The organism is Priestia sp. FSL W8-0524, from assembly GCF_038005965.1.
Classification (GTDB): domain Bacteria; phylum Bacillota; class Bacilli; order Bacillales; family Bacillaceae_H; genus Priestia; species Priestia zanthoxyli.
The window spans coordinates 3,407,467-3,426,314 of sequence record NZ_JBBOUG010000001.1 but is presented as its reverse complement, the minus strand read 5'-3'; the positions used below and the strand labels follow the sequence as shown (position 1 = coordinate 3,426,314).

The following is an 18,848-nucleotide window of genomic DNA, read 5'->3' as shown; positions in this document are numbered from 1 at the left end:
AGCTATTGACCGGAATCTATAAACATCTTATTTTTGTATTGACTATCATGATAAAATGTAAACGAATTCAATCTAGTGGGAAATTTGATAACAAGAATGGAGAATGAATCAATGAAAACTGAAAAAGAAAAAATGGTGGATGGCGAGCTGTATTTTCCAGCAGACCAAGAATTAGTAAAGGACCGGGAAGATGCAAGAAGGCTTGTTCGTTCGTTTAACGGTACAGATGAGACGAATTATGAAAAGCGTACGGAGTTACTAAAGGAACTATTTGGTTCAACAGGAGAACGCATTTACCTTGAATCTAACTTTCGATGCGACTACGGATACAATATCCACGTAGGAGAAAATTTTTATGCGAACTTTGACTGCACACTTTTAGATGGGGGACGAATTACAATAGGGAAGAACTGCATGATGGCACCGGGCGTACATATTTATACGAATACTCATCCTGTGAATGCAGAACAGCGAATTACAGAAGTTGAATATACCAAGCCCGTCACGATTGGAGATAATGTATGGATTGGGGGACGAGCTGTCATCAATCCAGGCGTTACAATTGGACATAATGCTGTAGTCGCTTCCGGAGCTGTTGTGATAAAAGATGTTCCAGATAATGTAGTAGTGGGAGGGAACCCCGCAAAGATTATAAAGAAGTTGGATTAATTTTTACTAGCTAAACATTGTTTATAAATTAACTAAAAAATAAAGAGTTATTCCCGATAGAAATGACTCCTTCTGTAAAAATCAATATCCGTTAAAAAAACAAAATGTTTGAGCAGCACTAAACCTATGGATACTCAGCAGGTTTAGTGCTGTTCTTTTATGTTGAGAGGATCTCTTTATCTGACTGCAAGTCATATCATCTCTAACTCAGCTTATTAACATAATCTTCTAATAAGAAAGTTTCTGCCACTTTTACACTTTGGGGGAATTTTCATTTATGTGTACGTATAAAACGGATTAAATTATTCCAAATTCCGATCTAACAATATGCCGGTTTGCTCGGCTATTACATCGGTTGGAACGTGCATCCCGTTTTTAAACCACCATTCTACTGTCCCTACAACGGCCGAGGCAAAGAACTGAATAACAACCTCTTTACGAAACCCTTTGTTTTCTCCTTCAGTTGTATCAACTTCAGGACCATACTCTTGGATGACTAACTCGAGAAAACGGCTGCGGAAATAATGAGCGCCTTTACTTTCTAACATGGTTGAAAAGAAGAGATGGTGACGCTCAAAATATTCAAACCAAACATAATTTCCTTCTTGGAACGTCATATCAGCAGCCGAATGACATAGTTCTTCGAGGTTGTTCATATGTTCTTCAATCATCTTATCTAATAAATCATATTTATCCATATAGTGAAGATAAATCGTGCCTCGGTTAACATTTGCTTTGTCGGCAATATCCTGAATGGTAATGTCATCAAATCGTTTTTGGGTCATTAATTCAGTCACTGCATTTTTTATAGCCTCTTGGCTTTTGAGTATTCTTCTATCCACTTTCGCCATTTTAAAAACCTCACTTTTTTTAAAAGATATTCAACAATACCTCTTCATTTGTTGAGTAATCAACGAATCGCCTTCAATTAACGATTGAAAGGATTTTATTTGCTTTTATAATTATAGACAGATGTTGATTAATCAATCAATGTTGATTTACTTTTAACAGGCAGATAGATACTTTTAAAGTATAGAAAAATAAACAATTCAAAGGAGATAAAAAACATGTTTAACGAAACGTATAAATTATCAAACGGTGTAGAAATTCCACTATTAGGTCTTGGTACGTGGCTGCTTGATGACGAACAGGCAGCTCAGGCAGTGCGCGATGCGGTATCTAGCGGGTATCGCCATATTGATACGGCACAAGCTTATATGAATGAAGCTGGCATAGGCGAAGGAATCCGTTCATGCGGTGTTGCAAGAGAAGAACTCTTTATTACAACAAAGGTTGCAGCAGAAGCAAAAACTTATGAGGAAGTTACGAATTCCATTGATGAGTCTTTAACAAAGTTGGGGCTGGATTACATTGATCTTCTAATTATCCACAGTCCACAGCCTTGGACGGAGTTTAGAGAAGAGAAACGCTACTTCGAAGAAAACAAAGAGGCATGGAAAGCAATGGAGGATGCTTATAAGGCAGGGAAGGTAAAGGCAATCGGCCTTTCTAACTTCCTTCAGGATGATATAGAGAATATTCTTTCTAGCTGTGAAATCAAGCCTATGGTCAATCAAATATTGGCACATGTGAGCAATACGCCTTTGGAGTTAATTGAGTTCTGCCAGAAGAATGGCATCTTGGTAGAAGCATATTCACCAATTGCGCACGGTGCGGTTCTTGATAATAAAGAAGTGAAGGTAATAGCTGATAAATACGGAGTGTCTGTTGCTCAACTTTGCCTGCGCTATGATATTCAGCTTGGTCTTGCAGTCATTCCTAAGACGGCAAATCCAGATCATATGAGAATCAATGCAAAGCTTAACTTTGTGATCAGCGATGCAGATATGGAAATTTTGAAAAATGTCAAACCTATTCAAGATTATGGTGAGCACAGCTACTTCCCGGTATTTGGCGGAAAATTAAAATAAACAGGTGAGCAAGGACTTTTTATAGCAATGAATGAGCCAAGAGATACAATTATGAATGATATTATTGGAGGAATCAAAATGGCAAAACATGAAGAAGTAAAAAATGGCGTTATTTTTCCAGCAGGTGAAAAGAATGAAGCGTATGCACAATTTTTTGTTGGACAAAGTTATCTCCAAACCTTAATCGCAGATCCTAAAGTGAACGTTGGAGTTGGAAATGTAACCTTTGAACCTGGATGCCGCAATAACTGGCATATTCATCGTGATGGATTTCAGCTTCTATTAGTAACAGGGGGCGAAGGTTGGTACCAAGAAGAAGGAAAACCTGCACAATTCTTAAAAGCTGGAGATGTTATTGTGACGCATGATGGTGTCAAACATTGGCATGGTGCTGCAAAAGACAGCTGGTTTGAACACATTGCCATCACTGCCGGTACGCCGGAATGGTTAGAACCAGTAACAGATGAGGAATATAATAGCATAAAATAATAGATCGTATGTATCTTAGAAGCAAAAACCCTACGGATTATTCCTAATAATCCGTAGGGTTTTTATTATGCGTTCAAGATGTCATAGGAAATAGCCTTAACGCCATAAAAGTTCACCAATTGATTTGTTTTCCATCTTTAAAAAAGCCTCCGGAAGGTCCTTCAGGTCCAATCGTTGCCAACCAAAGGATAGAACTAGCAGCTTGCTGCGGCGTTCTTGGAGCTGATGGTCCACCCATATCTGAGCTTACCCATCCTGGATCGACCGCGTTAATTTTGATATCTTTGGTGCTTTCCGCAGCTATTAATTGCGTTAAGCCATTTAGAATAAGCTTGGATAACTTATAAGCGCCCACTCCTGAAGAAGACATTTCACTCATTGCTCCATATTCGGAGGAAACATTAATAATTCTTCCGTAGGCTTGCTGTTCCATAAGAGGCATAAAGGAACGGATTACGTGGTAAGCACCGAAGAAATTCGTTTCTAGCGTTTTTTCTAGAACAGAAGGGTCCAAGTTCACTAATTTTTGATTTTTATCTAAATATATGCCCGCGTTATTAATTAACACATCTAATCGTCCATATTGTTCACTTACTGTAGCTGCAGCTTGGCGGATACTGGCTTCACTGCTTATATCCATCACTACAAACGAAACATCAAGATAAGAGTCTTTAAGTTTTTGCACGGCTTTATGTCCGGTTTCTGAATTTCGGCTCGTCAAAATGACCTTAAAACCTTTCATCGCCAATTGTCTCACTAGTTCATAGCCAATACCCCGATTTCCGCCGGTGACGAGTGCAACTTTAGTATGTTTTTCCATTTCAAGTCCTCCATTTTTTATTTATTAATTCTGTAAGTATTGACTAGAATAGAATTCAGCTTTTCATAGATGTAATAAAAGAAAACAAAGGGATCCTACTAGGGATCCCGAAAGAAAGTTGCGTTAATGTCTTATTTTGAAAGTTGACTTACAGGACGTTTCATATAACTTCTTGGTAAAATAAATATTGCGCTCAATACTAATGACAAGATGCCTACTAGTACAACGTATTGTATACCCATTCCTGATATAAACAGTCCACCTACGGCTGTACCAATGGTTGTTCCTAAGTTAACGGATGCTAAAAATAATCCATTCGCGAAATCAGGGGCTTCTGGAGCTGCGGAGGAAATCCAATATTGATTAATATTCGTTCCTATACCAGCAAATATTCCCCAAACTAAAGTCATGATAGCCATCGGCCAAGTAAACTGTCCGATGAAGAATAAAATGATGTAAACGATTCCCAATGCGAAAGGGAAAACGACTACAGTTTTAATGGCATTTTTCGTAAGTAATTTCCCTGCGATAATGTTTCCGATAATATTTGCCACACCGTACAGAACCAGCATGAAACTAATTAATTGTCCAGAGAGGTTCGTAACGCTTTTAAGATACTCAGCAAGATAGCTATATACCCCAAATACTGCTGAATTCAGTAAAAGGACGGCAATAATAGAAAGCCAAGTAACGGGTTTTTTTAATACGCTTAGCTGTGCTCCGTATGAAAGTCTTTCTGTAACAGGCATAGAAGGGAAGAATGCCCACGTAGCAATAAATACTATCGCGTTAATAACAGCAAAAAACGTCATTGATAGTTGAAACGAGACTGTACTTGCAAGAAAACTTGCGATTGGCACACCAAGTACCATACCTGCAGATACGCCAATAAAGACTTTTGAAACAGCTTTTGGAGCCTCTTCCTTGCTGACTGAGTTCGCTGCCATTGTAAAAGCTGCTGAAAAATAAATTGGATGAAAAATAGCTGGAATCACACGCGCAATGATGGCAATAGCAAAATTAGAAGTAAAGATAGAGATAATGTTACCTAAAATGAAAATACCAAGTACAAGCAGCATTGCCTTCTTGCGATTGACTCCCGAAAATAATAACGGCATCGTTGGACCGGATATTGACACGGTAAGCGCGAAGAGACTCACCAGCCATCCTGCCTTTGATACACTGATATGAAAGTGATCCGCAATGTAGGGTAATATCCCTATAACGCCCATTTCAGTATTGATAATACCGAAAGCTCCTAAAGTTAAGACAAATATAAGTAGCTTGTTTTGTTTAGACATAAAATAAAGATCCTTCTTTCTAAAAAATGTTGTGTTCTAGTTGCTGTAAAGTGGGGTGGTTAAAGGTGTATTGTCATGTTTTCACTTAGTCACTTTTTCAATTCTAACTGTAAAAGTACCGTCAATATTTTCAAAATTTTCCTTTCCTGATTCAATTTGACCTAGTATGATAAGGTCGTTTGTAGCATCTTCAAGACCTTTGTAAAAAATAGCTACATTTCCCCAAGGAGCGTAATAAGCAAAGTCTCCTTTTTTGGATAGGTCTTCGGCTTGTACATCATCTATAGATAATCTTTTTTGTAAAATACTAACTTTCTCTTTACCGATATAATCTTCAAACGTTACGGTTAAAGGCAGTTGAGCTAGAAAATCCTTACTTGCTGGGTTATCGTACATCCTAACAAACACTTCTTTGTTGTTGAACGTTAACTTTATTCTTGTATTTGAAATACTATCTTCTTCTGTTTGTTCTGGTACGCGGTTTAAATGCTTACTGGCATTATGGTCGGTTGCAGAAGAATGATTGTTGCCGCAAGCAGCGAGTGCAGCGCTTATTACTAAGATAGAAGGCAGATATAACATTTTTTTCATCTTAAGATCCTTTCCACATTGAATTATTAAAGATGTTGATGGTGTGATATGAACTTCTTTGTTGTTTATTCTAACGGCTTCTTCCAAATATAAAAAATACTTATATCTTATATCATGATATGTTTGATAAGCATTTCTGGAGTGTATATACTAAAGCTTATGAAAGGAGGAGAGGGATATAGAAATTCGAGTTTTGCGGTATTTTCTTACGGTTGCAAGAGAAGGAAACATCACGAAAGCCGCTGATGTTTTGCATGTGACACAGCCAACACTGTCTAGACAATTAAAAGATCTTGAACAAGAGTTAGGCAAAAAATTATTTATTCGCAGCAGTCACAGTATCATTTTGACAGATGAAGGAATGCTTCTGAGAAACAGGGCAGAGGAAATTGTTAATATGGTCGATAAATTAGAGGCGGAGTTTAGTTCCATGGAAGAAACAATAGGTGGTGATATCTATATAGGGGGCGGGGAGACAGAAGCAATGAAACATATTGCACGAGTCGCAAAAGATGTGCAGTTACGTTATCCAAATATACGATATCACCTCTACAGCGGAAACGAAGAAGATATAACGGAACGGCTTGACAAGGGGCTGCTTGACTTTGGCATTTTAATTCAACCGGCTGATATTTCAAAATACAATTATCTTAATATCCCTGCCAAAGATGTTTGGGGCGTTGTGATGAGAAGAGACAGTCCTCTTGCCCTCAAAGAAAGCATTCAAGCTGCGGATTTATTGAACGCTCCACTAATCTGTTCACGACAGGCCATGAAGCAGACATTTTCAAAAAATGAATTTTCGGATTGGTTTGGCGAAGACTTTCATAAATTAAACATCGTTACTACATACAATCTTGCATATAATGCGGCCATTATGGTTGAAGAAGGCATTGGGTATGCCATAACACTTGATAAAATAGTCAATACGTCTACTAATAGCAACCTTTGTTTCAGACCGTTACAGCCAAGACTTGAATCAGGTTTAAATATTGTGTGGAAAAAGCATCATGTTCTTTCAGCTGCAGCTGCTGCGTTTTTAAAAGAACTGCAGGGGGAATTTTCACAAACTCTAAACTGACAGCGCATCGGTCTAGTTCAAACAAATGGAGTAAAAAGACTTATCTATACGGTATGGTAGATAAGTCTTTTTACTGCAGGTATGGAGGTGATGTTAAGAGCCTTAGGATGTTTTATTAGGATGTATTAACTCCCATTCGCCAGGGTTAGTGTCATCTGGCGATAAACCGTTAATAATATCAAGATAATGATTAGCTTTTTCGTCCATATATTTTACAGTTCTTTTAGCTTCCTTTACGGAGAGCGATTGAAGATAAAAGAGACGTACCTAAAAATAGCAGGCTTGAACGAGTAAGCGCTGATTAGAGACCGGTTAACTTTCATAGATCTTAATGGAATATAGATGTATAAAAGCGTAGCCTGTCACGAGTTCACGCTTTTATAGTGAGAGCTTAAAACGTAGACTTCATTTTTCAAAGAAGAAATTTTTAAAAAGATAAGTGAGACGAACATTTCACTAATTTTTCACTATTAGATGCTAGTATAAATATCAGTAATGCAATACAACATTTTCTATAGAACTCCCCTATTTAGGCTGACCTTTTAAGGTGAGCTTTTTTTGTGTCTGCAATTAATATGCTCCATAGAATATGGAAAAAAGTAAATATAGGCACTCCAATAAAAGCGATAAAAGCTGAAGCAATAAGAGAAGCAATCCAATAAAACTTCCATTTGCTAAAGAATTGGTAAACTAATGTAAGTATAACCGGGATAACTGCAAAATCAACGGAATTAAAACGATGAGTAAAGACCAATAATTGATGAGGGTAGCTCCATACGCCAAAGAACTTTCCGAGTTCATCCACAGTACCAACTAAAACAAAGCTAATGAAAAATACTAAGAGAATAAATATTATTCGTTGTCGGTCAATGAGGAGATAAAAAACGAATAGAAAAGCGCACTTAAAATGATAATTAGCCACCATTGAGCACTAAATAAATCATGATGAAGCCAGTAATCGTATTGTTTATCATTAACATGCTGGGTAAGAAATTCTAACTGATTAACCATAAACACCACCTCCTTACGAGTATGTGCGAAAAAGAGGTGGTTCATGCAATTAGTCACTTCGTTAGATTTTTTCTTTTTATGGGTTTTGTAATGTATTAAATAAAAAAGGAAATCTACAGCGCTTGTTCTGAGCTTACGTTATTTTGTTTAAATGTCGTATGAATCATAAAGGCAATAAGAATGGAGGCTAGGACTAGAGAAGAGCCTGCCGTACCTAAGTCTAAACCACCTTTTTCATGTGGCTTTGTCAAAAGATCTCCAAATGTTGCTCCGAAAGGGCGAGTCAAAACGAATGCTACCCAAAATAAAAACACACGAGAAATCTTTGTATAGAAGGTACATATAACAATGAATGCTAGTAAGCTGCCAATTAAAATAGCTCCACCTATATATCCAAGGCCAGACGTATCAGACAAAAAATCTCCTAAAGCTGTACCTAATGTGTTTGAGAAAAGGATGGCAATCCAATAAAGTATTTCAGCCTTGCGGTTTCTAATATAGTTGATATTTAATGAACGCTCGCTAAAATACCAGTATGCAAATATCGACAACAATATAGTGATTAATATCATCGAGCCTTTTGCGTAACCTAATGCCAGTGTACGATCCATAAAATCAGACATAGTTGTGCCAGCTACGCTAGTTGACAGAATAACAGTCCAATAAAGGGCCGGAATATACCTCTTAGAGCTTAGTTGAGCTACAAGTGTAATTAAAAATATGCTAAAAAAGATCAGCGTACTAACTGCATATCCAACTCCTAATGTTTGTGTTAACAAGTCACCTGCGGTTTCACCCAGTGTCGTAGCAGAAATCTTCATAATCCAAAAAACAAGGGTAATTTGTGCAATTTTATTCATTGGCGAAGATGCTTGCATTTTTAATTTTTCTCTCCTTCTTGTGCTAACTGTTTATTCTCTTAAATAAACGGCACACTTGCCTAACGTTTTTCTTAAAGAAATTTTTTAAAAGCTTCATCGCTGCAATTCAAACTGTACAGTCTTTTTCTAAAATCAAAATGAAAAATAAATAAGAATTTAATGAGATTTTTATAAAAAACTTTTTATTAATGTTTTAATTAAATGTTTTATCAACTCTGTTGCACCATGATGTTTTTATAAAAATAAAATATTTATTTTTTATCGGATTCTCATTTTAATTTCATTTAAATTTCATTACACAGTATTAAATTTAAATTATGTGAGCCAAGTTTTTTAAACATAACGTTATGCCTTCAGCTTTTGAAACTAGAAAATAAGTACGATTCATTAAAAGAAGGAGAACGTTGAACAGTTGTTAAGAGGTCAAAGATGATGATACTTAAGAAATTTTTAAGAAACAGCTAGTAAGATTATAAATAGCATGACTATTGGTAGGAAGGTGCCATTGTGATACGTTTTCAAAGAAAGAAGAAAAGACATACATATATTTTGATAGGAGGGATTCTTACTGTAGGAGGACTTATTTTTGTTGGAACCTTGTACAAAGATAGCTTACTTTCTTTAGACAATCTTTCTTGGAGTGAACCTCAACAAGTGAGTCAATTATTTTCCACTTACAAAGAAAACTCTATCTTAAAGAATAAGCTAGCCACTGAAAATCAGGAGGAAGCAAATGCTTATAAGTTGGAATATGAAAACAAAGTCTTAAAAAAAATTTTAAAAACAGAAGATCAGGTGAAAACCTATAATCCTGTAACAGCTACCGTAATTGGCCGCTCAACGAACAACTGGAACAATGAATTAACAATTGATAAAGGAAAGAAGCAGGGGTTAAAAATAGATATGAATGTGCTAGGTACAAATGGAGTCGTTGGGAAGGTATCCAACGTTTTTTCGTCAACCTCTATCGTAGAACTAATTAGCTCAAACCTTAGGACAAATCGTATGGCGGTAATGTTAAAGGATAGGAAAAGCGTGAATGGAACATTAGAAGGCTACGATGATAAAAAAGGTAATTTAATTATTAGAAAAATCCCTAGTGAGGCTGAGGTTAATGTAGGAGATAAAGTTCAAACCTCTCCTATCAGTTCAATCTTTCAAAGGAAATTAGCCTTAGGAAAAGTCATCAAAGTAAAGCCTGATGAATATGGATTAACGCAATTGGCCGTTGTAAAACCCTCATCCAACTTTAATGATATTAGTGAAGTAATTGTTATTAAAGCAAAGAACAATGGGTAGGGAATTTAATATCACATTCTAATAGAAGTCTTTTATCTTATGTTTTTATGTTCAGCACTTAAAACTTCTTATTGTCCACTGAGATGTTGGTTTGTGATAGCTATACACTTCTCTTTATTATTGGAAAGAGCGATCGATATGCAAAGCAAAAATATAGAGATTGAAAAGAGGGGTTAGTTAGATGAAAGAAAGTATTTTAATTGTGGAAGATGAAGTAGAAATAGGCAATATATTAAAAATGGAACTTGAACATGAAGGTTACCAAGTGAAAATTAAAAACAATGGAAGAGATGGTCTCGAAATGGCCTTATCAAATATGTTTGATTTAATTTTACTTGACATTATGCTACCGGAAATGAGTGGTATAGAGGTCTTGCGTAAAGTAAGAAAGAGAGAAAATTACGTGCCTATTATTCTTTTGACAGCTCGCAACTCAACTCTAGACAAAATACTGGGGTTAGATCATGGCGCAAACGATTATATAACTAAGCCATTTAAAACTGAAGAATTGCTGGCTCGGATACGTTCTTTACTACGTTATAAGCACCTTGTTATTAGGAATAAGGTAGAAAAAGACTCGTTATTATTAATTGAAGATATGGTTATAAATACTGAATCAAGAGAAGTAACTAGAGCTGGGCAAAAAATCAGCTTAACCCCTAAAGAGTATGATTTATTAATTTACTTAGTCATCCATAAAAATAAGACGGTTACTCGTGAAGGAATCTTACTAAATGTATGGGGATATGAATACGAAGGAGATACAAATATACTTGATGTTTATATAAGTTATTTGAGAAAGAAAATTGAAGAAGGATTTAGTCCCTCACTCATTGAGACTGTTCGAGGTATAGGATACACCATTAAAGAAAGTTAAAGAAACAAGGAAAGCAACTTTATATGATTCATTAAAGAAGATTAAGAAATAAATTCATTTATTCTTAATCTCTTTTTTATTCAAATCTAATTTTTATTTGATAAATTGAAGAAAAGCCTATAAAGAAGAAAGTCATAGAAAACTTATTTCATATTTCTTCTTATTATCTTTCAAAATTGAGGGATATAGTACTAGTACTCATATTCATTTGTAGAAGCAGTTTTTACGTTTTTAATTTTTAGACAAAGGAGAGTACTTTATATGCAAAAGGTACTAATTGTAGAGGATGAAGAAGGATTAGTAGAATTTTTAGAATTAGAACTAAAATATGAAGGATATTTAGTTGACGTAGCTTACGATGGTCGTACTGGTTTAGATAAAGCAACCAAGCAGAAGTACGATATTATATTATTGGATTTAATGATGCCTGGATTAAATGGAATTGAGGTATGCAGAAGACTAAGAACAACTAAGGATACTCCTGTTATTATGCTCACAGCTAAGGATAGTGTCATGGATAGGGTAATGGGGCTTGATAATGGAGCTGACGATTATTTGTCCAAACCATTTGCAATTGAAGAATTATTTGCAAGAATGCGAGTCATTTTTAGACGTCAAGAAAACAACAAGATGCTGGATCAGAAGCTACTATTAACATTTAAAGATATTGAACTTGATTTGGAATCAAGAACAGTGATAAAAGAAAAAAAACTAATTGAACTCACGAATAAAGAATTTGAACTCCTAGCCATTTTTATGCGTAACATTAACAAAGTATTAACGAGAGACATACTTTTAGAGCAAGTGTGGGGGTACGATTCAGTTGTTGAAACGAATGTTGTCGATGTATATGTTAGATATTTAAGAAATAAATTAAGTGCGCAGGACAAAGAGTTATATATTCAAACCATCAGAGGGGTTGGGTACGTGATGCGTGATGTTTAAATGAGAAAGTGGATAAAGTGTATAAAAGATTTACCTATAAGATGGAAGATAACGTTATGGTCTTCCATGTTTTTATTTTTTCTTTTTCTCTCTTATAACCTCTTTCAATACATTGTGATCGATAACGGTATTTTAAATTATGAGAAGCAAAATGGTATTCATCAATTAAACGAGGTTCTCGCTTTTATTCAATCTGATGATGAACCTTTATCCTTAAAACAAATTGAAAACAGTGAAGGATACTTATCGAAAATTAATGAAAAGAATCAGTTGATTCGTGTTCTTGATAGGAAAGGGAACATTATAACCAGTACCTCAAACAATGTTTCACCAAACTGGCAGCAACCGAAGGCGGTGAAGCACAAAGAGTATAAAGTGATTCGAAACCACGATGAACGTCTACTCGTTCTTCGTTCTCCAATTGTCACCGACAACTTCACTGGAACGGTTGAAATTGTTAGAAATATGGAGATGTCTGATGCTTTTATGGACAAGATTTTTTTATTAATGCTTGCTGCAGGGATAGGCTCACTAATCTTTAGTATTCTAGGTGGAACCATTCTAGCAAAGAAAATACTATCTAACGTTCAAGCGTTAACATTGACGATGAAAAAAATAAAAACAAATGGCCTTGAAGAACGTGTTCCAGTTAATGAAAAAAACGATGAATTTGCTCAATTAGGCAGTTTATTTAATGAGTTGATGGATAGCCTCGAAGACTCTTTTTTACAGCAAAAACAGTTTGTAGAGGATGCTTCACATGAATTAAGAACTCCGTTAGCCATTATCCAAGGACATTTGACATTGTTAAATCGCTGAGGGAAAAATGATGCAGCAGTATTAGATAAATCCTTGAAATCCAGTCTGAAAGAAGTAGAGCGTTTAACGAATCTTGTGCAAGAATTATTGGAGCTATCCCGAGCTGAAAATAGTCTGATAAATCCTGTAGATGTTGAACCTATTAACGTATTGGCCACTGTTCAACATGTTGTAAGAAATTTTGAAGTACTGTATAACAACTATGAGTTTAAAATAAGACACTCACATGAAAATCTGTACGTGAATATTTCTTCTCGCCATCTAGAACAAATATTAATCATTTTGTTAGATAATGCAGTCAAATATTCTAAGAAGGAAGAGAAAGAGGTAGTTATAGACTGTTCTCTCATCAATGAAAAGGTATCCCTTAAAGTAATGGATAAAGGAATTGGAATTCCAGAAGAGGATATACCTTATATTTTAAATAGATTTTACCGAGTGGATAAGGCAAGGAGCCGAAAACAAGGAGGACTTGGCTTAGGACTGGCTATAGCCAAACGATGGATTGAAAAGTACCACGGTACGATTAACATCGAGAGTAAAGAGGGCGAAGGAACAAATGTAACGGCTGTATGGCCTCTGTTTACTAACTCTCTATAAATGTGCATATAAAACAAGCTCTTTATTTTTAATACTCCTAACTTCAAAAGCAAAGAAGCATCAAAATCTAAAAGTAAAATGACCTTATCAGATTTCATCAAAAGTAGCTTGATAAAGCACAGAAAGTAGAGGTGTCTAGTATGAAGTTGAAGTTTCAATTTACACTTGCTTTTATATTAAGCTTGTTGTCCCTTATTTGTTTTAGTGGGATGGCTCTTTTAATTAATGGATCAAAAATTGTCGCATTTGATCGGTCTATTATATCGCTAATTCAAGGGTTCGAAACTCCTGGGCTAACGACTATTATGAAATGCTTTACTTTTATTGGCTCTTCGCCATCTGTTGCAGTGATTTCTCTCTTTAGTTTGTTTTTTCTCTATAAGGTATTAAAACATCGAGCGGAGCTTATTTTATTTATCGCGATTATTGTAGGTTCTCCAATCCTCAATGAGCTGCTAAAACTACTTTTTCATCGTGCACGTCCTGATTTCCATCGATTAATCGAAATCAATGGTTATAGCTTTCCAAGTGGGCATGCTATGAGTGCTTTTGCTGTTTACGGCGTCCTTTCATTTTTGCTCTGGCGTCATATTTCTACTCGCTGGGGACGTACACTTTTAATCGTTATTACCACTACAATGATTCTAGCAATAGGTATTAGTCGTATTTACTTAGGCGTGCATTATCCTAGCGACGTTATTGGAGGCTATTTTGCTAGCGGCTGCTGGCTAGCTATTGCTATTTGGTTCTATCAACGCTATCAGGAGAAGAAGGTTGAGCAAAGAAGATCTACTCAAAGTAAAGAATGAATACGATGATATATCAACACGGAAATAATCATATAGGCTAAGGATGCAAGTGACTGGCTTCATAATTAAGTGTGGATTATCAAAAGTACTGATATGAACAGCCAGCATTGATTTATGGACGTTTTTTCAGTAGGGGGAATAAAAAACGAATCTATAAGAACTGCATTTTTTATAAAGATGATACACCACCTAGGAAATGAAATTTTTGATAGCATCCTACTTAAAACAGTCATAAAATTGACTGTTTTTATTATTAGAAAATGTAAAATAACGGTTACTTTTTTCTTGAACTTATTACAAAAAAATCAAATGAAATTGATCCATTTCTATCGATTGTGGCGGAAACTGTTAAATTTTATCTTAAAAAGTGATATTCTTACAGGAATTCAATCAATATACTTTCAAAGCTATTTGTGGATTTAATTTTTACAGTATAAAAAATATTGAGAGTCATGATTACTGTATTACTCTGAGACTAAGGATGAGCAATGTATGAACAAACTTACAATACCAGCCATATTAGTTATCTTCGCTTTATGGATCTTATTACAATTAGCTTTAGATGGTAATATCTTTAAAAACCCGCTAAATTATTTTATCTTAATTACGGTTTTCTTTTTATTTATCAAGCAAGCAAAAGAAAAATAGCCTAGAATGTTCGCTGCTGAGTAGTCTATAGTTATAGGCTACTTTTTATTTTGGTCGCGTTAAAAATAATTCCATATATAAGCTAATTAGAAAAAGAAGGTTGAACCTTGCTTTATAAAAAATGCCTTACGACTGTAAAATGGTTAAAATTTTTAAAAATATTAAACAGTACCTTGCAATAAACAATAGCTGGTGATATATTGTAATTATTAGGAAGTTATTATAAATCAGTACTATACAATAAACAGTAGTGGACTGTGAAAAGAAAAGGGTGAAGAGCAGTGAACGTGCAATTTAAAAAAGGGGTTTTAGAGCTGTGTGTCCTTGTGTTACTTGATAAGAAAGACCGCTATGGATATGAATTAGTTCAAAAAATCTCCGATCAAATTGAAATATCAGAGGGGTCGGTATATCCTCTTCTGCGCCGATTAACAAAAGAAGAATATTTTACAACGTACTTAAAAGAATCTACAGAAGGTCCTTCAAGAAAATATTATCAGCTTACAGCTAAAGGAAGGGAGTATTTATACGAACTTATCGATGAGTGGAACGAATTTTCAAGAGGTGTTAATCAATTAATTAAAGAAGGTGTGAACAATGTCGAAGAGTAAATTTTTACAGCAATTAAATGAATCCTTAAAACCATTGTCCTCAAAAGAACGAGCGGATATTTTACAAGATTATGAAGAACATTTTTCCATTGGCTTAGAAGAAGGAAAAACAGAAGAAGAAATTGTAGCGTCGCTAGGATCCCCGAATCAAATAGCCAAAGAATTACTGGCAGATTATCACGTTGAGCAAGCAACAGCTAAGGCAACAACTCAAAATATTTTAAGAGCCACTTGGTCCGTAATTGGTTTAGCTTTTTTCAATGTAGTAATTGTTCTTGGTCCGGCCGTTGCATTAGCTGGCTTTATTTTATCAGCTTGGGCCATAGGTCTATGTTTCTTGCTATCTCCTATTCTAGTTCTCGGTGAGGCTATTGTACATTGGAGCGGCTTTTTTCTCTTTAATTTATTTATGTCGTTAGCATTTTGCGGAATTGGATATTTTATTATGCTAGGTATGTTTGTTGTAACGAAGCTAGCTATAAAAGGCTTTGTACGTTATCTGAAATACAATGTATCACTGGTGAAAGGCGGTTTAAAACGTGTTGAATAAAAAGAAACTCTCCGTTCTTGCAGGAATTTTCATTCTTATTGGGGTTATAGGAAGTCTCCTTACTTATCGTGCTATTGATCCTGAACCTATTTCAAAAGAAAAAACGATCAACAGTAATCAAGTATCCAAGGTAAACATCGATACGGATAATACTCGTGTTCATGTGTATCCTGTCAAAGGTGATAATATCAAAGTAACATTAAAAGGCGAAACATCTCCTAATATAAAAAGAGACTTCACTACTGACGTTAAAAATTCAACGCTTTTTATCTCCTATAATGAACAGCAGCGCAGCTGGGTCAATTTTGACATTGTTAGTGTATTAAAACCGCTATCCATCAACGTTTATCTGCCTAAAAAACAGTATAGTTCATTGGTGATTTCCAGCAACAACGGATATGTGTCTGTTAAAAAATTACGTGCAGCGGATGTTTCTGTCCGTGCAAACAATGGACGTGTGGAATTAGAGGACATTGATTCACAAAACCTGACCACCAGCGTACACAATGGACTCACAAGCATAAAAAATGCTGCGGCAAAAATAGTTGGAGTAAAAGGAAATAATGGGAAAATAACGCTGAGTAACGTGCAAGGTAGTTTAAAAGGCGAAACGCATAACGGAAGTATCGCTCTCAAAACAGAAGAACTTGATCGAGATATTGACTTTAAAACGAACAATGGAAAGATTAAGATTACGACGGAAAAAGAACCAAGTAACGTTCAATTTAACGTTTCTGTCGACAATGGAAAAGTCGATATTCTGAATAAATATGATAGGGACGCTGTTATTGGAAAAGGAAAGAATATTATTAAACTAGCTACCCACAACGGCAATATTTCAGTAGTAAAGTAACTATTTGTTATATGGCATAAGCTCACCTACAAAAAGGTAGGTACAGAGCTAGCCTCAGATAATTAAAGGGGTTCCACTCATTGAACGTTAATGAGTGGAACCTTTTTAAATTCAGTATATGGTGAAGTAAAGTAATAGTGGCAGCTAAAAATGAGCCGTATACAAATCTCTCTTGGTTCTTGTAATTTGAGCATGGAAGGTCTAAAAAAAATATATCTTCTTTTATCTTTTCTTCAAAAAAGGAATATTTGTTTAAATAAAACGATACTATTTTCTGATACAACCTATTCCTGCGAAAGGAGCAAAAGTAAATGAAACGAAATGTTGTGTATGGCTTATTACTAACAGTGTCTTTAGTATTTGCGATTTTTTTAATTGTTGATTGGCGCCAGTACGAAAATGGGTTAGAACACGCTATTAGACCTGCTGATGAAAACTATGAAAACAGCGAAAACTATATTTCTGACAAACGTATGATAGATGTAATTGTAAAGCTAACAGAAGAAAGTCCTGCAACATTTGGAACGAGATTAAAAAGTGCACAAAGAATAGATGAGAAACGTGTCCATGTGAATACCAATAAGCTAGAGGGAACTATTGAGTTAAAAGATATAGAAGGTAAGACCGTGGTATGGCGTGTCCTAGATAACACATCCCATCATTTAATTATGGAAAGCAAGAACTGGGGAAATGAATAAGGGACCTGCTGATGTTTTTTCTTATGAAAACAGGCTGAGACAAAAGTATGCTAGTGGTGTCTCAGCCTGTTTATACTTTTGTTACCGATTGTTCTTAAAGCACCAAAATAGAGGAGGAAAGATATTTTTGATTAATACTCATTAAAATATTCTTGAATCTTTTTAGGGTCCTTTGTTTTCGTTAAAGCAAGCATTAAAAGAATACGGGCTTTTTGTGGATTTAATGAATCGGATGTAACAAACTTATCTTTATCATCTGATTCTTCATGTGTCACAACCCCGCTGCCTACGCGGCTAGATCTAACAATAACTACGCCTTTTTTTACCGCATCTCTAGCACCTGTTAGGGCAGCATCAGATAGCAGCCCATTTCCTGCTCCTGCGACGACTATTCCTTTTGCTCCGGCTTTTACGGCCGTGTCATAAAAGTTCCTAGAGTCGTTTTGATACCCATATATGATGTCTACTTGAGGAAGCTTATCTAATTTTGATACATCGAATATTGATTGTGTTGTATGCTTGCGAGTTGGTTTGTTATAAAATAATACCTGATCTCCAGCTATTTCTCCTACATATCCCTGTTCAGGAGATTTAAACGTATCAACTGCTGTTGTATGCGTTTTTGTTATATAGCGAGCTGCGCCAATTCGATCGTTAAGCGCTACTAAAACGCCGTTATTTCGTGCTTCTTTTGTAGAAGCAATTTTCACTGCATTATACAAGTTTAGCGGCCCATCTGCACTTATAGCGGTAGCTGGTCTCATTGAACCAACCACAATTACAGGTTTTTCACTTTTTACTACTAAGTTTAGAAAATAAGCCGTTTCCTCCATCGTATCAGATCCGTGTGTTACGACAACACCGTCAACATCCTTAGACGCTAATAGTGTATTAATTCGTTTGGCTAACTTCAATAAAATGCTGTTATTTATATTTTGACTTCCGATATTTACGACTTGTTCTCCGCTTACATTCGCTAGTTTTTTTAACTGAGGAACAGCTTTAATGATTGTTTTAATATCAAGGGCTCCTGATTCATATCCAGTTGTGTCTGTGCTGCTTTCAGAAGAACCTGCAATCGTACCTCCAGTGGCCAAAACCTTTATATTGGGCAGCTCTTCTTTCACTGAATGTTTTACAGTCATTTTAGAATCATCTACTGATGCATTGACCAATGATAAAGGTTCCGAAAATAAGATAACGCTTGATAAAAAGGTGATGCCTATTATTTTTTTCACTTTCATCGTTACTTAGCTCCTTTTACGCAAAATACATGTGACAGTATTATTAGTAATTTGAGTTTGAAATATCCAAGGTGCTATTTTATTAAGATCTGTATTTGAAATATCTTTCTCCAAACAAATA

General features: G+C 35.4%; 21 protein-coding genes and 1 pseudogene. 14 read left to right on the top strand and 8 right to left on the bottom strand.

The annotated features are described in order from the left end of the window. Positions 1-111: 111 nt before the first annotated feature. Positions 112-669 (top strand): sugar O-acetyltransferase, encoded by a 558-nt coding sequence (locus NST66_RS17925; protein ID WP_047750087.1) that lies wholly within the window; start codon positions 112-114, stop codon positions 667-669. A gap of 302 nt (positions 670-971) precedes the next feature. Here NST66_RS17925 and NST66_RS17920 read toward each other — a convergent pair whose 3' ends face one another. Next, positions 972-1,520 (bottom strand): TetR/AcrR family transcriptional regulator, encoded by a 549-nt coding sequence (locus tag NST66_RS17920; protein ID WP_154989911.1) that lies wholly within the window; start codon positions 1,518-1,520, stop codon positions 972-974. Between the two features lie 216 nt (positions 1,521-1,736). Between NST66_RS17920 and NST66_RS17915 the strand changes: the two genes are divergently transcribed. Together NST66_RS17915 and NST66_RS17910 are read left to right on the top strand one after the other, a co-directional pair. Further along, a complete protein-coding gene (locus NST66_RS17915) occupies positions 1,737-2,600 on the top strand; it encodes an aldo/keto reductase (protein ID WP_328153401.1) in 864 nt (287 codons plus the stop codon). Positions 2,601-2,678: 78 nt separating this feature from the next. Continuing rightward, entirely contained in the window at positions 2,679-3,089 is a 411-nt protein-coding gene (locus NST66_RS17910; protein WP_047751802.1) for a cupin domain-containing protein, read from the top strand. Between the two features lie 112 nt (positions 3,090-3,201). Here the strand turns inward: NST66_RS17910 and NST66_RS17905 are convergent, their stop codons facing one another. The 3 genes from NST66_RS17905 to NST66_RS17895 form a co-directional block, all read right to left on the bottom strand. Continuing rightward, positions 3,202-3,909 carry an SDR family oxidoreductase gene (locus tag NST66_RS17905; RefSeq protein WP_098112457.1) on the bottom strand — a complete coding sequence of 236 codons (708 nt, stop codon included), beginning with the start codon at positions 3,907-3,909 and terminating at the stop codon, positions 3,202-3,204. A gap of 131 nt (positions 3,910-4,040) precedes the next feature. Beyond that, the gene (locus NST66_RS17900; RefSeq protein WP_098112458.1) at positions 4,041-5,210 is read right to left on the bottom strand and encodes an MFS transporter; all 1,170 of its coding nucleotides are present in this window, start codon (positions 5,208-5,210) and stop codon (positions 4,041-4,043) included. An 81-nt stretch (positions 5,211-5,291) separates the two neighbouring features. Beyond that, positions 5,292-5,801 carry a cyclophilin-like fold protein gene (locus tag NST66_RS17895; RefSeq protein ID WP_340843617.1) on the bottom strand — a complete coding sequence of 170 codons (510 nt, stop codon included), beginning with the start codon at positions 5,799-5,801 and terminating at the stop codon, positions 5,292-5,294. A 178-nt stretch (positions 5,802-5,979) separates the two neighbouring features. Here NST66_RS17895 and NST66_RS17890 point away from each other — a divergent pair, with 178 nt between their 5' ends. After that, positions 5,980-6,882, top strand: a complete 903-nt coding sequence (locus tag NST66_RS17890) for a LysR family transcriptional regulator (protein WP_049165962.1) — start codon at positions 5,980-5,982, stop codon at positions 6,880-6,882. 529 nt (positions 6,883-7,411) lie between these two features. On the opposite strand, the gene NST66_RS17885 is transcribed toward NST66_RS17890, so the two are convergent. The 3 genes from NST66_RS17885 to NST66_RS17875 all read right to left on the bottom strand — a co-directional run bounded on the left by NST66_RS17885 (position 7,412) and on the right by NST66_RS17875 (position 8,771). Then, positions 7,412-7,687: a hypothetical protein gene (locus tag NST66_RS17885; RefSeq protein ID WP_140451129.1), complete on the bottom strand. Its 276-nt coding sequence runs from the start codon at positions 7,685-7,687 to the stop codon at positions 7,412-7,414. A gap of 47 nt (positions 7,688-7,734) precedes the next feature. Then, complete coding sequence (locus tag NST66_RS17880) at positions 7,735-7,893, bottom strand: hypothetical protein (protein WP_155278276.1); 159 nt, start codon at positions 7,891-7,893, stop codon at positions 7,735-7,737. 113 nt (positions 7,894-8,006) lie between these two features. Beyond that, positions 8,007-8,771 carry a COG4705 family protein gene (locus NST66_RS17875; protein WP_340843616.1) on the bottom strand — a complete coding sequence of 255 codons (765 nt, stop codon included), beginning with the start codon at positions 8,769-8,771 and terminating at the stop codon, positions 8,007-8,009. 510 nt (positions 8,772-9,281) lie between these two features. Between NST66_RS17875 and mreC the strand changes: the two genes are divergently transcribed. The 10 genes and pseudogenes from mreC (at position 9,282) to NST66_RS17825 (ending at position 17,483) form a co-directional block, all read left to right on the top strand. Next, positions 9,282-10,073, top strand: coding sequence for a rod shape-determining protein MreC (mreC, locus tag NST66_RS17870; protein WP_049165961.1), 792 nt, complete (start codon positions 9,282-9,284; stop codon positions 10,071-10,073). 181 nt (positions 10,074-10,254) lie between these two features. Continuing rightward, on the top strand, positions 10,255-10,950 hold the full coding sequence (locus NST66_RS17865) for a response regulator transcription factor (RefSeq protein ID WP_028414892.1): 696 nt from the start codon (positions 10,255-10,257) through the stop codon (positions 10,948-10,950). 261 nt (positions 10,951-11,211) lie between these two features. Then, positions 11,212-11,895: a response regulator transcription factor gene (locus tag NST66_RS17860; protein ID WP_028414891.1), complete on the top strand. Its 684-nt coding sequence runs from the start codon at positions 11,212-11,214 to the stop codon at positions 11,893-11,895. Next, a pseudogene (locus NST66_RS17855) lies at positions 11,896-13,314 on the top strand (HAMP domain-containing sensor histidine kinase). It begins immediately after the preceding gene. A 140-nt stretch (positions 13,315-13,454) separates the two neighbouring features. Beyond that, positions 13,455-14,123, top strand: a complete 669-nt coding sequence (locus tag NST66_RS17850) for a phosphatase PAP2 family protein (RefSeq protein ID WP_340843615.1) — start codon at positions 13,455-13,457, stop codon at positions 14,121-14,123. A 492-nt stretch (positions 14,124-14,615) separates the two neighbouring features. After that, positions 14,616-14,771 carry a hypothetical protein gene (locus NST66_RS17845; protein WP_049165958.1) on the top strand — a complete coding sequence of 52 codons (156 nt, stop codon included), beginning with the start codon at positions 14,616-14,618 and terminating at the stop codon, positions 14,769-14,771. 281 nt (positions 14,772-15,052) lie between these two features. Further along, a complete protein-coding gene (locus NST66_RS17840) occupies positions 15,053-15,382 on the top strand; it encodes a PadR family transcriptional regulator (RefSeq protein ID WP_034267458.1) in 330 nt (109 codons plus the stop codon). Further along, complete coding sequence (locus NST66_RS17835) at positions 15,369-15,932, top strand: HAAS signaling domain-containing protein (protein ID WP_340843614.1); 564 nt, start codon at positions 15,369-15,371, stop codon at positions 15,930-15,932. Before NST66_RS17840 ends, NST66_RS17835 begins: the two co-directional genes overlap by 14 nt. Further along, positions 15,922-16,785, top strand: a complete 864-nt coding sequence (locus tag NST66_RS17830) for a DUF4097 family beta strand repeat-containing protein (protein WP_340843613.1) — start codon at positions 15,922-15,924, stop codon at positions 16,783-16,785. Before NST66_RS17835 ends, NST66_RS17830 begins: the two co-directional genes overlap by 11 nt. Before the next feature lie 311 nt (positions 16,786-17,096). Then, positions 17,097-17,483, top strand: coding sequence for a hypothetical protein (locus tag NST66_RS17825; RefSeq protein ID WP_155007746.1), 387 nt, complete (start codon positions 17,097-17,099; stop codon positions 17,481-17,483). Positions 17,484-17,614: 131 nt separating this feature from the next. Here the strand turns inward: NST66_RS17825 and NST66_RS17820 are convergent, their stop codons facing one another. After that, on the bottom strand, positions 17,615-18,727 hold the full coding sequence (locus NST66_RS17820) for a type II asparaginase (RefSeq protein ID WP_155007747.1): 1,113 nt from the start codon (positions 18,725-18,727) through the stop codon (positions 17,615-17,617). Positions 18,728-18,848 lie beyond the last annotated feature (121 nt).